Origin of the sequence: Streptomyces sp. NPDC058240 (assembly GCF_042882135.1) — a bacterium.
Classification (GTDB): domain Bacteria; phylum Actinomycetota; class Actinomycetes; order Streptomycetales; family Streptomycetaceae; genus Streptomyces.
This window is the reverse complement of sequence record NZ_JBHVWT010000003.1, coordinates 58079-71785: the sequence shown is the minus strand read 5'-3', so window position 1 is coordinate 71785 and position 13707 is coordinate 58079. Positions and strand designations below refer to the sequence as shown.

13 protein-coding genes are annotated in these 13707 nt (G+C 72.3%); 4 read left to right on the top strand and 9 right to left on the bottom strand.

The features are described 5' to 3' along the window. Positions 1–8: 8 nt before the first annotated feature. The 3 genes from ACFVX4_RS08050 to ACFVX4_RS08040 all read right to left on the bottom strand — a co-directional run bounded on the left by ACFVX4_RS08050 (position 9) and on the right by ACFVX4_RS08040 (position 3231). Positions 9–1058 carry a Zn-dependent alcohol dehydrogenase gene (locus tag ACFVX4_RS08050; RefSeq protein ID WP_389973139.1) on the bottom strand — a complete coding sequence of 350 codons (1050 nt, stop codon included), beginning with the start codon at positions 1056–1058 and terminating at the stop codon, positions 9–11. Then, positions 1055–2251 (bottom strand): acyl-CoA dehydrogenase family protein, encoded by a 1197-nt coding sequence (locus tag ACFVX4_RS08045; protein WP_389973136.1) that lies wholly within the window; start codon positions 2249–2251, stop codon positions 1055–1057. Before ACFVX4_RS08045 ends, ACFVX4_RS08050 begins: the two co-directional genes overlap by 4 nt. Positions 2252–2316: 65 nt before the next feature. Next, the gene (locus tag ACFVX4_RS08040; protein WP_266415774.1) at positions 2317–3231 is read right to left on the bottom strand and encodes an SDR family oxidoreductase; all 915 of its coding nucleotides are present in this window, start codon (positions 3229–3231) and stop codon (positions 2317–2319) included. 83 nt (positions 3232–3314) lie between these two features. Here ACFVX4_RS08040 and ACFVX4_RS08035 point away from each other — a divergent pair, with 83 nt between their 5' ends. After that, on the top strand, positions 3315–4241 hold the full coding sequence (locus tag ACFVX4_RS08035; protein WP_389973132.1) for a cyclase family protein: 927 nt from the start codon (positions 3315–3317) through the stop codon (positions 4239–4241). A gap of 62 nt (positions 4242–4303) precedes the next feature. Here the strand turns inward: ACFVX4_RS08035 and ACFVX4_RS08030 are convergent, their stop codons facing one another. The 4 genes from ACFVX4_RS08030 to ACFVX4_RS08015 form a co-directional block, all read right to left on the bottom strand. Next, positions 4304–4810: an ATP-binding protein gene (locus ACFVX4_RS08030; RefSeq protein ID WP_389973130.1), complete on the bottom strand. Its 507-nt coding sequence runs from the start codon at positions 4808–4810 to the stop codon at positions 4304–4306. A 517-nt stretch (positions 4811–5327) separates the two neighbouring features. Then, positions 5328–6281 carry an acyl-CoA dehydrogenase family protein gene (locus tag ACFVX4_RS08025; RefSeq protein WP_389973127.1) on the bottom strand — a complete coding sequence of 318 codons (954 nt, stop codon included), beginning with the start codon at positions 6279–6281 and terminating at the stop codon, positions 5328–5330. A gap of 7 nt (positions 6282–6288) precedes the next feature. Further along, positions 6289–7443, bottom strand: a complete 1155-nt coding sequence (locus ACFVX4_RS08020) for an acyl-CoA dehydrogenase (RefSeq protein WP_389973125.1) — start codon at positions 7441–7443, stop codon at positions 6289–6291. Positions 7444–7450: 7 nt separating this feature from the next. Then, entirely contained in the window at positions 7451–8656 is a 1206-nt protein-coding gene (locus tag ACFVX4_RS08015; RefSeq protein ID WP_389973122.1) for an amidohydrolase family protein, read from the bottom strand. A 144-nt stretch (positions 8657–8800) separates the two neighbouring features. On the opposite strand from ACFVX4_RS08015, the gene ACFVX4_RS08010 reads away from it, so the two are divergent. Continuing rightward, positions 8801–10339, top strand: a complete 1539-nt coding sequence (locus ACFVX4_RS08010) for a class I adenylate-forming enzyme family protein (protein WP_389973119.1) — start codon at positions 8801–8803, stop codon at positions 10337–10339. A gap of 44 nt (positions 10340–10383) precedes the next feature. On the opposite strand, the gene ACFVX4_RS08005 is transcribed toward ACFVX4_RS08010, so the two are convergent. Then, positions 10384–10905, bottom strand: a complete 522-nt coding sequence (locus tag ACFVX4_RS08005; protein WP_389973116.1) for an EF-hand domain-containing protein — start codon at positions 10903–10905, stop codon at positions 10384–10386. A gap of 126 nt (positions 10906–11031) precedes the next feature. Beyond that, a complete protein-coding gene (locus tag ACFVX4_RS08000) occupies positions 11032–11394 on the bottom strand; it encodes an STAS domain-containing protein (RefSeq protein WP_385325453.1) in 363 nt (120 codons plus the stop codon). A 391-nt stretch (positions 11395–11785) separates the two neighbouring features. Between ACFVX4_RS08000 and ACFVX4_RS07995 the strand changes: the two genes are divergently transcribed. Together ACFVX4_RS07995 and ACFVX4_RS07990 are read left to right on the top strand one after the other, a co-directional pair. After that, the gene (locus tag ACFVX4_RS07995) at positions 11786–12361 is read left to right on the top strand and encodes an RNA polymerase sigma factor (protein ID WP_389973113.1); all 576 of its coding nucleotides are present in this window, start codon (positions 11786–11788) and stop codon (positions 12359–12361) included. After that, on the top strand, positions 12358–13707 hold the full coding sequence (locus ACFVX4_RS07990) for a zf-HC2 domain-containing protein (RefSeq protein WP_389973110.1): 1350 nt from the start codon (positions 12358–12360) through the stop codon (positions 13705–13707). The genes ACFVX4_RS07995 and ACFVX4_RS07990 overlap by 4 nt, the downstream gene beginning before the upstream one ends.

Genomic DNA, 13707 nt, shown 5'->3' with positions numbered 1-13707 from the left:
CCGGAAGGTCAGAACACCAGCACGCCCCGTGCCACCCGGCCGTGGTGCGCGTCGTCCGCCGCCTTGGCGAAGTCCTCCACCGGGTAGGTGGTGGTGACGAGTTCGTCCAGGAGCAGCCGGCCCTCCCGGTACAGCTCCGCGTAGAGCGCGATGTCCCGCTGCGGGCGCGAGGAGCCGTACCGGCAGCCCAGGATCGACTTGTCCAGGTACATCGACGAGACGAGGAACGACGCCTCCGCCGTCGCCGCCGGAACGCCCAGCAGGATCGCCTGGCCGTGCCGGTCCAGCAGGTCGATCGCGGTACGGATCAGTTCCGTACGGCCCACGCACTCGAAGGCGTGGTCGGCGCCGCTCGGCAGGATCTCCCGCACGCCGTCCGCCGACGTCAGGAAGTGCGTCGCGCCGAACCGCCGGGCCACCGCCTCCTTCGCCGGGTTGGCGTCGACGGCGACGATCGTCAGCGCGCCCGCGATCCGGGCACCCTGGATCACGTTGAGCCCGATACCGCCGGTGCCGATCACCACGACCGTGTCGCCCCGGTCGACCTTCGCCCGGTTGAGGACGGCTCCGACGCCCGTCAGCACCCCGCAGCCGATCAGGGCCGCGGAGGTCAGCGGGATGTCCGCCGGGATCTTCACCGCCTGCACGGCCTTGACCAGGGTCCGTTCGGCGAAGGCCGAGTTGGACGCGAACTGGTAGTACGGCTTCCCGCGCCGTGCGAACGGCTGCCCCGGCCTCCCGATCGCCTTGCGGCACATGGTCGGGCGCCCCCGGTCGCACTGGGCGCACGCCCCGCAGTTGGCCAGCGTGGACAGCGATACGTGGTCGCCGGGCGCCACATGGACGACGCCCGCGCCGACCGCCTCGACCACGCCCGCGCCCTCGTGCCCGAGCACCACCGGCGCCGGGAACGGGATCGTCCCGTCGATCACCGAGAGGTCGCTGTGGCACAACCCGGCCGCGGCCACCGCCACCAGCACCTCGCCGGGACCCGGATCGCGTATCTCCAGATCGTCGACGACCTCGGTCCGCTTGCCGTCGAAGACGACGCCTCTCATCTCGGCTCCCTCGGTAGGCCGAGCACCCGCTCGGCGATGATGTTCCGCTGGATCTCGTCCGAGCCGCCGTAGATGGTGTCGGACCGGGTGAACAGGAACAGGCGCTGTGCCTCGTCGAGTCCGTACGGTGCCTTCGCCGACCAGTCGTCCGGGCCGACGGCCGCCGCCGCGCCCCTGACCTGCACGGCCAGCTCGCCCAGGCGCTGGTGCCAGCCGCCCCAGAGCAGTTTCGCCACACTGGGCGCGCCGGGGTCGCCCGTGGAGCCGAGGGTGCGCAGGGCGTTCCAGCGCATGGTCCGCAGCTGGGCCCACTGCCGTACGAGGCGTTCGCGCAGGACCGGGTCGGTGACGGCGCCGCTGTCGACGGCCGCGCGGACCACCCGGCCGAGTTCGGCGGCGAAGCCGATCTGCTGGACGAGCGTGGAGACGCCGCGTTCCAGGGCCAGCAGGCCCATGGCGACCGTCCAGCCGTTGCCCTCGCCGCCGACGCACTCCTCGGCGTGCGCCCCGTCGAAGAAGACCTCGTTGAACTCGCTGGTCCCCGACATCTGACGGATCGGCCGCACCTCGATCCTGCCGGGCTGGTCCATCGGCACCAGCAGGAACGACAGGCCGTGGTGGCGGCGGGAGCCGGGCTCCGTGCGGGCCAGCACGAAGCACCAGTCGGCCTCCTTCGCCAGTGACGTCCAGATCTTCTGCCCGGTCACCCGGTGGCCGCCGCGGCTCCGGTCGGGCACCGCGGCCGTGCGCACCGCGGCGAGGTCCGATCCGGCGTCCGGCTCGCTGTATCCCTGGCACCAGAGCGCGTCGCCGCGTGCCACGGCGGGCAGGAAGCGCCGCTGCTGTGCCTTGCTGCCGTAGGCGATCAGGGTCGGGGCGAGAAGGTTCTCGCCGATGTGGCCGACCCGGGCGGGGGCGTCGGCGCGGGCGTACTCCTCGGCCCAGACGACCTGCTGGGTGAGGCTCGCCCGGCGGTTGCCGTGGCCGGCGCCGCGGTTCTCCCAGCCGAGGCCGATCCAGCCGTCGCGGCCGAGTTCGCGCTCCCATTCCCGGCGGATCGCGACGCCCTCGTGCTCGCTGCCGGGGCCGCCGGTGCCGGCCGCCGCCGCGTACGCCCCGACGAGGTGCGCTTCGAGCCAGGCACGGGCTTCCTCGCGGAACGCGGTGTCGTCGGGGCCGAAGCTGAAGTCCACGGTGCCTCCTGACTGTTGCCGCTCACCATCGAGCCCGTCCGGGGCGGAGCCCCGGCGGGCGGGGCTCACGCGTTCGGCCGCGCCTTCGCCGCGGCCGCCGCGGCCATCTCCTCCAGTCGCGCCAGCATCGGCATCGGGTCCGTGCCCACCGTCCCCGGCAGGAAGTCCGCGATCCGCTCCGGGGTCCACGCCCCCTCCACGTAACCGGCCCGCAGCTCCCTCGGCTGGGCCCAGACCGCGATCTTCGGCCCCGCGACCGTGTACACCTGGCCGGTGATCTTCTCCTGGCGGGCCCGTTCGCTGAGCAGGTAGACGACGAGCGCGGCCACGTCCTCCGGCTCGCCGATCTCCTTGAGTTCCATGGGGACGTTGGCGGACATCCGGGTCCGGGCGACCGGGGCGACGGCGTTGGCCGTGACGCCGTACTTGTGCAGGCCGAGCGCCGCGCTCCGCACCAGCGAGATGATCCCGCCCTTCGCGGCGCTGTAGTTGGCCTGGGCGACGCTGCCCTGGTGGTTGCCGCTGGTGAAGCCGATCAGGGTGCCGCCGCCCTCCTGCTTGCGCATCACCGCCGAGGCGGCCCGGAAGACGGTGAAGGTGCCCTTGAGGTGGGTGGCGACCACCGGGTCCCACTCCTCCTCGGACATGTTGAACAGCATGCGTTCCCGCAGGATCCCGGCCACGCAGACGACCCCGTCGATCCGCCCGAACCGCGCGAGCGCCGTGTCCACGATGCGCTGGCCGCCCGCCATCGTGGAGATGTCGTCGGCGACAGCCACCGCCTCGCCGCCCGCCGCCTCGATCTCCTTGACGACCGACTCGGCCACCTCGCTGCTCGGCTCGCCGCCCCCGATGGAGACGCCGTAGTCGTTGACGACGACCCTCGCCCCCTCGGCCGCCGCCGCGAGCGCGACCGCCCGCCCGATGCCGCGACCGGCACCCGTCACGGCCACCACCTTGCCTGCCAAGAAGTTCCCCATGCCCGGCCCCTTCCCGCGGTTTCTGACGGACCGTTAGATTTTATGGGCCATCAGGTCCACGAGCACAAGCCCCAGGAGGCGCCATGTCACTGCCGGCCGAGTTCCACGACATCGCGAAGCGGGTCAGCAACTGGGGCCGCTGGGGTGCCGACGACGAGATCGGGACGCTCAACCTGATCACCGACGCCGTGGTGCGCGAGGCCGCGGCCACCGTCCGCACCGGTCTGCGGATCCCGCTCGCGCTCGCCCTCCAGCAGGACGGCGTACAGAGCGGGCTGATCCCCGGGCGGATCAATCCGCTGCACACCATGGTCCAGATCAACCAGGAGCTCTTCGGCCCCGGCACCGTCGCCACCAGCGACGACACGGCGGTCCTGAGCCTGCAGACGGCCACCCACTGGGACGCCCTCACCCATGCCTCGCACTCGGGGAAGATCTACAACGGCCGCCCTGCCGCGACGATCACCGCACACGACGGCGCCCGGTTCAGCGGGATCGACAAGGCGCCGCACATCGTCTCGCGCGGGGTGCTGCTCGATGTGGCGCGCGCCCTCGGCACGGACCGGCTGCCCGGCGACCACGCCGTCACCCCCGAGGACCTGGCCGCGGCCGAGGAGCTGGCGGGGGTGCGGGTCCGGTCCGGAGACATCGTGCTCGTACGGACCGGGCAGGTGCAGGTCTATCTGGCGGGCGACAAGCAGGCGTACGGCTACCCCTCGCCCGGCCTGTCGATCCGGACGCCCGAGTGGTTCCGCGCGCGCGATGTGGCGGCGGTCGCCAATGACACCCTGACCTTCGAGATCTTCCCGCCGGAGATCGACGACCTGTGGCTGGGGGTGCACGCGCTGGACCTGGTCGAGATGGGCATGCCGCAGGGCCAGAACTGGAACCTGGAAGCACTGTCCACAGTCTGTGCGCAGGAGAAGCGGTACGCCTTCCTGCTCTCCGCGATGCCGGAACCGTTCGTCGGTGCGACCGGCACCCCGGTCGCACCGGTCGCCATCCTCTGATCCGGCGTCCCCGAGGGGACCGGCCGGCGCCGCACAGCGGCCCGGAACAACTGCTTTAACCTTTATGCAAGATGCGTAGCGACCTGCGACGCCTTGCGCGCATCGCGGTCCGTGCCCTTCGCGCCCTGCGCGCCGGAGTGCAGTGGCCGCTGGATCAGCGGCGCGCTCCGGTCGACCTCGCACCAGATGCGCTTGCCCGCACCCTCGGGCTGCCAGCCCCAGCGGTCGGCGAGGCCGTCGACCAGCTCCAGACCCCGGCCGTTGGTGTCCTCGCCCGCCGCATGGCGCTGCTGCGGCGGGCGACAGCTGGTGTCGGCCACCTCGACCCGGACGGTCCCGGCCGCACCGGCCGCGCCCGTCAGGCCGAACAGCATGCGCAGCACGGCCGGACACCCGGTGTGCACCACCGCGTTGGTGACCAGCTCCGAGATCAGCAGGATGAGCGTCTCGGCCAGCGGCTCGTCGTCCCTTATCCCGGACCCGACCAGTCTCGACCGGGCCCATCTACGGGCCCGCCCGACCTCCGCGGGATCCGGCCCGACCTCCAGCTGAACCTGAAGCACCTGCACCGCTCACACCATCCGAACCGGCGGACACATCGCCTCGCGCCTCCTCAGGATCACGGAACGTGATTCCCCTGCGAGACAGCATGGTTGACGTACAGTCACCGCAACAAGCGCTTCGGGCATATTCCAGCGCGAAGGAGTACGCGTAGTGCATACTGTGCGACGCGCGCTGCGGGAACTCGAACAGAGGTGCACCGAGGCGGCGGGAGCCGCCTCCCGGGCACGACCGGCGCTTCTGCCTGGAACGCGAGCAGGGCACCTCTTCCGGTCCGGAGTCGCCGCACGGGCAACACCCGGATCACCCGGTTCCAGTTCCTGTCGCATCCAACGGAGCGTACCCGAGCCCGGCGCCGACTCCGCCCCGTGACGGAAGACGTGAAGGGCGCGGGCCGGAGCCCGCGCCCGCCGACTGCACTGCGTAACTCCGCAGCGTGAGGCTCCTACCTCTGCCTGTCACATTCATGCGCCGGGCATTCGCCCGCTTCCGGGCGCCCGAAGCCTGCACGGAACCCGTCCGGCTTCAGAACAGGTCCCCCGCAAGCACCTCCTCGGCCGCCGCCGCCGTCAGCCACTGCCCGGACCGCAGCCAGGCCCGTTTGAGGTGCAGGTGAACATCTGATTCCCAGGTGAAGCCCATGCCGCCGTGCACCTGGAGGCAGTCCCGCGCGTTGCGGACCGCCGCTTCGTCGGCGAGCAGCTTGGCGCCCGCTATCTCGACCGGGTCCGCGGTGACGGCCGCCGCGTACACGGCGCAGCGGGCCAGCTCGGTGCGGACCAGCATCCCGGCGCACAGGTGTTTGACCGCCTGGAAGGACCCGATCGGCGATCCGAACTGTTCGCGCGTACCGGCGTGTTGGACGGCCATCTCGGTCGTCCGGGCGGCACTGCCGAGCTGTTCGGCGGCGGCGAGCAGGGCCCCCTCGTCGCGCAACCGCTCGCCCCCGGGCAGCGGCTCGCCGGCCTCCACGGGGCCCGCGATCCGCCACAGCGGCGTGAACGGGTCGAGCGAACGTACGGGGTCGGCCGCGTCCCGTAACCGCGCGGCGCCCCGCAGCGCGCCGCCGGACACCCGCGATGCGCCCCCGGGGCCGAGAACGAGCAGCGCGTCCGCCTCCCCCAGGTGTGCCACCGGCTGCCCCGGGTCGAGCACGGCGACCACCGCCTCGCCCTGCGCCGCGCCCTTCACCGGACCGGCCGCGAGATGGGTGGCGATCAGCGGCCCCGGCAGCAGCGAGCGCCCCACCTCCTCGAAGAGGAGGACCGATTCGGGCAGCCCCAGGCCGACACCCCCCTCCGCCTCCGGCAGCCGCAGCGCGAAGAACCCGGCCTCGCCGAGCTCCCGCCACAGCGCCCGGTCGATACTGGTACCGGCGTCGAGCGCGGCCCGCATCCGGTCCCTGCCGAAGCGCCCGGCGAGGAGTTCCCGCACCCCCGCCCGCAGGGCCCGCTGGTCGTCCGAGAGCTGGAAGTCCACAGTCCGCTCACCGCCCCTTCGGCAGGCCGAGAATCCGCTCGGCGACGAGGTTCCGCTGGATCTGCGAGGTACCGGCCGCGATGGTGTACGAGAGCGAGGAGAGCCGGTCCAGCACCCACTCCCGGTCCAGATCCGCGCTGTCCGCGCCGAGCACCTCGGCAGCCGCCTCGTACAGCTCCTGGCGGGCGTGCGAGTACCGCAGCTTGAAGACCGAGCCCCCGGTCCCGGGGACGCCGCCGGTGCGCTGCGCCTCGCTGACGTTCCACTGGGTGAGCCGCCACAGCGCCCGGAATTCGGCGTTCAGCCTGCCCAGTCTGCGGCGCAGGACCGGGTCGTCCCAGCGTCCGCCGCGCCGGGCCTCGGCCGCCAGTGCCGCCAGGGTGCGGCGGCAGGCGACGACCTCGCCGACGAACGCCGTACCGCGCTCGAAGGAGAGGGTGACCATGGTGACCCGCCAGCCGTCGTTCTCCGCGCCGACGCGGTGGGAGACCGGCACCCGCACCTCGTCGAGGAACATCTCGGCGAACTCGGTGGACCCGGCGAGGGTGCGCAGCGGGCGGACGGTGACCCCGGGCGCGTCCATCTCCATCGCGAGCCAGCTGATCCCCCGGTGCTTGGGCGCCGCCGGGTCCGTACGCACCAGCAGCTCGCACCAGTCGGCGACCTCCGCGTGCGAGGTCCAGATCTTGCTGCCGCTCACCACGTAGTGGTCGCCGTCGCGCACCGCCCGGGTCCGCAGCGCGGCGAGGTCCGAACCGGCTCCGGGCTCGCTGAACCCCTGGCACCAGATCTCGTCGCCGCGCAGCACCGGCGGCAGCCAGCGGGCCCGCTGTCCGGCCGTGCCCTCGGCCGCGATCGTCGGGCCGGCGTGCAGCAGCCCGACGAAGTTCGCGCCGACGTACGGGGCCCCGGCCCGCTCCGTCTCCTCCAGGAAGATCAGGTACTGGGTCGGGGTCGCGCCCCGGCCGCCCGCGTCGACGGGCCAGTGCAGACCCGCGTAGCCCGCGTCGTACAGCATCCGCTGCCAGGCCGTGTCGTACGCGCGGCGCCCCGGCCAGTCGTCGGGGCCGGGCTTCGCGGGCAGTCGGGGGAGCACGGCGGCCAGCCACTCGCGCAGCCGCGCCCGGAACTCTTCTTCCTCCTCCGTGTACGCGAGGTCCATCGCGCGCCTACTTCTCGCGGTCCCGGTCCAGGTCCAGACCGAGCATCCGGATGGCGTTTCCGCGCATCAGTTTGTAGACGGTCTCCTCGTCCAGCCCCTTGACGTGGTCGAGGGCGACCTCCTTGGTGTGCGGGAAGGTCGAGTCGACGTGCGGGTAGTCGGTCTCGAAGGTGGCGTTGTCCCGTCCGACGACGTCGAGCGAGGCGACGCCGTGCTTGTCGCGGAAGAAGCAGCAGAACATCTGCCGGTAGTAGTACGTGGACGGCGGCTCGGGGATCAGATCGCGCACCCCGCCCCAGGCCCGGTGCTCCTCCCAGACGTCGTCGGCGCGCTCCAGGGCGTACGGGATCCAGCCCATCTGGCCCTCGCTGTACGCCAGTTTCAGCCGGGGGAACTTCACCAGGACCCCGCTGAACAGGAAGTCCATCATCGAGGCCATGGCGTTGTTGAAGGAGAGGCTGGCCTGTACGGCGGGCGGGGCGTCCGGTGACGCGGCGGGCATCTGCGAGCTGGACCCGATGTGCATGTTCACGACCGTGCCGGTCTCCTGGCAGACGGCGAAGAACGGGTCCCAGTAGCCGGTGTGGATCGACGGCAGCCCGAGGTAGGTGGGGATCTCCGAGAAGGTCACCGCCCGCACCCCGCGCGCCGCGTTCCGCCTGATCTCCGCGACGGCCAGGTCGATGTCCCAGAGCGGGATGATGCAGAGCGGGATCAGCCGCCCGCCGCTGTCGCCGCACCACTCCTCCACCATCCAGTCGTTGTAGGCGTGGACGCAGGCGAGCGCGACCTCCTTGTCGTGCGCCTCGGCGAAGGTCTGGCCGCAGAAGCGCGGGAAGGTGGGGAAGCAGAGGCTCGCCTCGACGTGGTTGAGGTCCATGTCCTTGAGCCGCTCGGCCGGGTCCCAGCAGCCGGGCCGCATCTCCGCCCGGGTGATCCCCTCCAGCGTCATGTCGTCGCGGTCGAAACCGACGGCGGCGATGTTGCGCTTGTACGGGAACTTCAGGTCCTCGTAGATCCACCAGTCGGTCGGCGGGCCGTCCGGATCCATCGTGATGACGTACTTGCCGCCCGTGTACGCCAGCTCTCCGATGCCCGCGGTGAGCGGCTGCGGGCCACGCTCGCGGTACTTGGCGGGCAGCCAGGTCGAGAAGAGGTGCGGCGGCTCGATCACATGGTCGTCGACGCTGACGATCCGAGGCAGTTCCGTCATGGTGTCCCCTTCGGCGCGCTCGTTTCTGATGACCCGTCAGATTGACGTCGCCCTCAGGCTAGCCCCGCACCCCTGGACCGACAAGGCGCGGCGCTCTACGCTCTCCGCACTATCTGACTGTCCGTCAGCTGTGAGGGGTTCGCCGTGACCGAGACCGCGCACGCCCTGGGTGCATCGGGCACCTTCTGGGAACTCGTCGAACGCCGGGCCGGCCTGACCCCGGACCGCCCGTTCCTGATCCAGGACGACCGCACCCTGACCTTCGGCGAGCTGCGCACCCGCGGCGAGCGGGTCGCGGCCGGGCTGTGGGAGATGGGCGTGCGCCCCGGCGACGTCGTCGCCTGGCAGCTGCCGACCCGGATCGAAACGGTGCTGCTGTCGTTCGCGCTGACCCGGATCGGGGCCGTGCAGTCGCCGGTCATCCCGTTCTACCGGGACCGCGAGGTGGGGTTCGCGCTGCGCGAGTCGAAGGCGGAGTTCTTCGCCGTACCGGGCACCTGGCGCGGCTTCGACCACACGGCGATGGCCGGACGGCTGGCGACGGACCGGCCGCCGGTGGTGTTCGAGGCATATGCCTCGCTGCCGGACGGCGATCCTTCGGTGCTCCCGCCGCCGCCCGCCGACGGGACGGCGGTGCGCTGGATCTACTGGACCTCGGGCACCACCTCCGACCCGAAGGGGGTGCTGCACACCGACCGCAGCCTGATCGCGGGCGGCTCCTGCCTGGCCCACGCGCTGCGGCTGTCGGCGGACGACATCGGTTCGGTGGCCTTCCCGTTCGCCCATGTCGGCGGGCCGGACTACGCGGTGATGCTGCTGCTGTACGGGTTCCCCGCGGTGCTGTTCGAGCACTTCGCGATGGAGGACGCGCTGGCGGAGTACCGGCGTCACGGGGTGACGGTCGCGGGCGGGTCCACGGCGTTCTACTCGATGTTCCTGGCCGAGCAGCGCAAGGTCCCGGGCCGGAAGGTGATCCCGACCCTGCGGCTGCTGGCGGGCGGCGGGGCGCCGAAGCCGCCGGAGATCCACCACGCGGTGGTACGGGAGATGGGCGTCCAGCTCACCCACGGGTACGGCATGACCGAGGTCCCCATGATCACGATGGGCTCCCCCGACGACACGGTGGAACACCTCGCCGAGACGGAGGGGCGTCCGCCCAAGGGCATGGAGATCCGGATCACCGACGAGGACGGCAAGCCGCTGCCGTACGGCACGGACGGCGAGGTGCGGCTGCGCGGGGAGGCCGTCTGCGCGGGCTATCTGGATCCGGCGGCGTCCGCGGCGGCGTTCGACGCGGAGGGCTTCCTGATCACCGGCGATGTCGGCCACGTCAGGGAGAGCGGGCATCTGGTGCTCACCGGGCGGCTGAAGGACATCATCATCCGCAAGGGCGAGAACATCTCCGCCAAGGAGATAGAGGACCTGCTGCACCGGCACCCGGACGTCGGGGACGCGGCGGTGATCGGGCTTCCGGACCCGGAGCGCGGCGAGCTCGTCTGCGCGGTCGTGGAGCAGCCGGCGGGCGCCGCGCCGCTGACGCTGGCGGGGGTCGCGGGGTATCTGCGGGCCGAGGGGCTCTCCGTGCACAAGCTGCCGGAGCGGCTGGAGGTGGTGGCGGCGCTGCCGCGCAACGAGGCTCTGCGGAAGGTGCTGAAGTACCGCTTGCGCGAGCAGTTCGCCTGACGGGGTGCGGGGGTGCAGGGCGGGCCCCCGCACCCCCCGTGGTCCTACGCGTCCGGGGCGAACACCGTGAAGTAGTCGGCGAACGCCGACACCGCCTCGTCCTCCGTGATCCTGCCGTCCTGGTCCGCGTCCAGGCTCCGCGCCGCGAGCGCCGCCGCCGCGGCGCTCGCTCCCAGCACCTGGAGCGCCCGCTCCAGGGCGGGTACGGACGCGGCGCCCCGGTCGTCCCGGTCCGCCACGGCGATCGCCGCGCGCAGGAAGGGGCGGGCGATCTCCGCGAAGCGCTCCGGGTTGTCGCGCAGCCGTTTCACGGCCCCGCCCACGAACTCCTCACGGGTGACGCGCTGGTCCCCGTCGACATCGGCGATGCCCGCCATGCCCTGCCAGAACGCCTCGGCTCCGGTGTAGAGCGCCTGGCCCTTGTCGCAGCGCGCCGTCGTACCGAATTCGGCGAGCAGACGGGCGGCGGCGGCATTGAAATCCGCGCGATCGATGTATCCGTTGCCGTCCTGGTCGAAGGCGGCGAAGCGGAAAGCGATCTTGCGCTCATACTCTGCGCTGTCCATGCGGGGAGCGTACGACGCCGGAAGGCGTCACGTGTCACTTACGCGCTCCGCCGGTGTGACAACCCGGTCACCGCGCCCTGCCCGCGGGGCGCCGCGACCGTTCGCGCGCGGCGCCCCGGAGCGGCTTCACGCGGAGAGCGGCCGGGACCGCTCGTCGACGGCCGCGTCCCAGTCGGGATAGACCTCGAAGAGACGGCGTACGCCGAGGGCGGCGAGCACCCGGTTGACGTGGGAGCCCTCCTCCGCGCCCCGGGCCGGCAGGATCAGCCGCAGCCGGCCCCCGCAGGAGCGCATCAGCCGGCGGGAGGCGATCAGTACGCCGACGCCGCTGGAATCGCAGAACAGGACCTCGGAGAGGTCGAGCACCACATCGTGGCGGCCGGCGGCGACCGCGTCGTGGACGGCCTGGCGCACGGCGGGCGACGTCAGCAGATCCAGTTCGCCGCGTATGTGCAGTACGGTCCACTCGCCCTGCACGGTCTCGGCCACTCCGAGTGTGTTCCGGGAACGTTCCTGGGTGAGCCAGGGGGCGTGGGTGGTTGCGGCCGGAGGGTGGTTTCCAGGAGGACTGGCTTTCCTCACGTGACTGGCCCTCTCGTTCCGGGGATTCCGACGATCCGGAAGTTTCCGTTCCTTCTCGCGGCTGCCCCGGCCGCACCCCTATGAAACACCGAGCGACCTGTCAGGACACAGCCGGATTCGGGAAGAAATGAGCGCTTCGGCTCCGATTCCACCGACGCGCGGCGACGCATTCCCTATCATCCCGGGCCTCTTCAGGGGCCTACTTGCCACAAAGGGACGTGCAACTTCTGCGCCGCCGACTACATTCGGTGTGACGAGGGGAACAGGGCTGGACGAGGGGAACAGGGCTGGGGGTCGCATGGCTAAAAACGCACCACCCCGCTGGGACCGCAAGATGCAGCAGCGGCTGGCACGCGGTGAGGCGGCGGCTCTCGGCGAGCTCTACGACCGGTTCGCCTCGCTCGTGCACAGCCAGGCCCACCGGATGCTCGACGACGAGACCGCCGCCGACCTGGTGACCCGCGAGGTCTTCGGCTACGTGTGGGAGAACCCCGGCGCGTACGACCCCAAGCAGGGCTCGATGCGTTCCTGGGTCGCCCGGCTCACGCACCGCCAGTCCGTGCGGCGGCTGCGCGAGGAGGACAGCCTCCGCGACGGCACGGTCGACGACGGCGGCGGGCTGGAGGAGCGGGTGCACCGGGCCACGGCCGCGGCCCGCGCCGACTACATCGTCGCGTCCATGCCCGCCCCGCTGCGGGCCGCGCTGGAGCTCGCGTACATCCAGCGCCGGGACTACCGGCAGACCGCGGCCGACCTCGGGGTCACCGAGGACGAGGCCCGCCGCCGGCTCCGGCTCGGCCTGCAACTGCTCTCCACCGCGCACACCCGCCCGCTCGAAGGGACATCGCCGCCCGGATACGGACGGCCCCTGTGACCGGCGACGACGCGGACGGACGCGAGGACGGCGGACGCGACGACGAGGTGCGGGGCGCGCGGCGCATACCGCGCCCACGGTCCGCCGCGGACGACCTCGACCTCTCCGCCGTACCCCTGCCGCCACCCGTCCCCGCGTCCCCGCCCGAGGTACCTCGACCGACCCCGCAGCCGACGACACCGGAACCGGAATCCACCGTGGCACCACCGGCCCCATCGGACCCTCCGGTGCTGGCGCACCGCGTCCTCAAGGCGCTTCTCGGCGCGTGGGCCCTGGCGGCCTGCTCGGCGGAGGAGACCGAGGCCGTCGAGGCGCATCTGACCGAGTGCGCCGCCTGTGCGGACGAGGCCCTGCGGCTGCGCGACGCGGTCGGGCTGCTGCACACCGACCGCAGCCTGGACCTCGATCCGACGCTGCGCAGCCGGGTGATCGACGCCTGTCTGAGCCGTCGCCCGGCCAATATCCCGGTGCCGGACTGGGCCGCCCCGTACGACGCGGAGACCGCGCGGCTCGACGCGCTGCTCCGTGACATCGGCGACTCGGAGTGGCACGCCCCGGTGCGGCTGAAGTGGTTCGAGAGCGAGCAGGAGACCACCCGCAAGACCACGGTCGCGGGCGTCATCGGCCATCTCATGGCCGTCGACGGGCTGGTCGGATCCGCCCTCGGCCTCGAAGTCCCGCTCGGCGACGGCGCCCTCGGCCGGGGCGCCGACTGGCCGCTCTCCCCCACCGCACGCACCGAGAAGTACTGGTCCGCGGCCCGGCGGCCGCCCACCCGCCGGATCCACGAACCGTGGCGCGAGCAGAGCCACGCGCTCATCCGCACGGTGTCCTTCGCCGGCCGCGGGGTCTCCGAGCTCTCCGTCCCGTACGGGGACTTCGCCCTGCCGATGCACGATGCCCTGCTGGACCGGGCCTTCGAATGCTGGGTGCACGGCGGCGACATCGCGGTCGCGGTGGACTATCCGTACGAGGCACCGTCCGCCGCCCACCTCAACCGGATGATCGACCTGGCGGCCCGGCTGCTGCCCGCCGCCCTCGCCGAGCGCCGCAGGACCGGGCTGGCCGGGCCCGCCCGCCATCTGGTGACGGCCGGGTCACCGGGCCGTTCGCTGCATCTGGAGGTCGAGGGCTCGGGCGGCGGCGACTGGTACATCCCGCTGGACTCCCCGGCCGCGCTCGGCTCCCCCGCGCACACCGTGGCGCAGGTCGCGCTGGACGGCGTGGAGTTCTGCCAGCTGGTGGCCGGGCATGTGGCACCGGTGGAGGCGGCGGCCGGTCAGGAGGGCGACCGCGAGGCGATCCGCGACGTGCTCTTCACCGCGGCCTCGCTCAGCCGCCTGTAG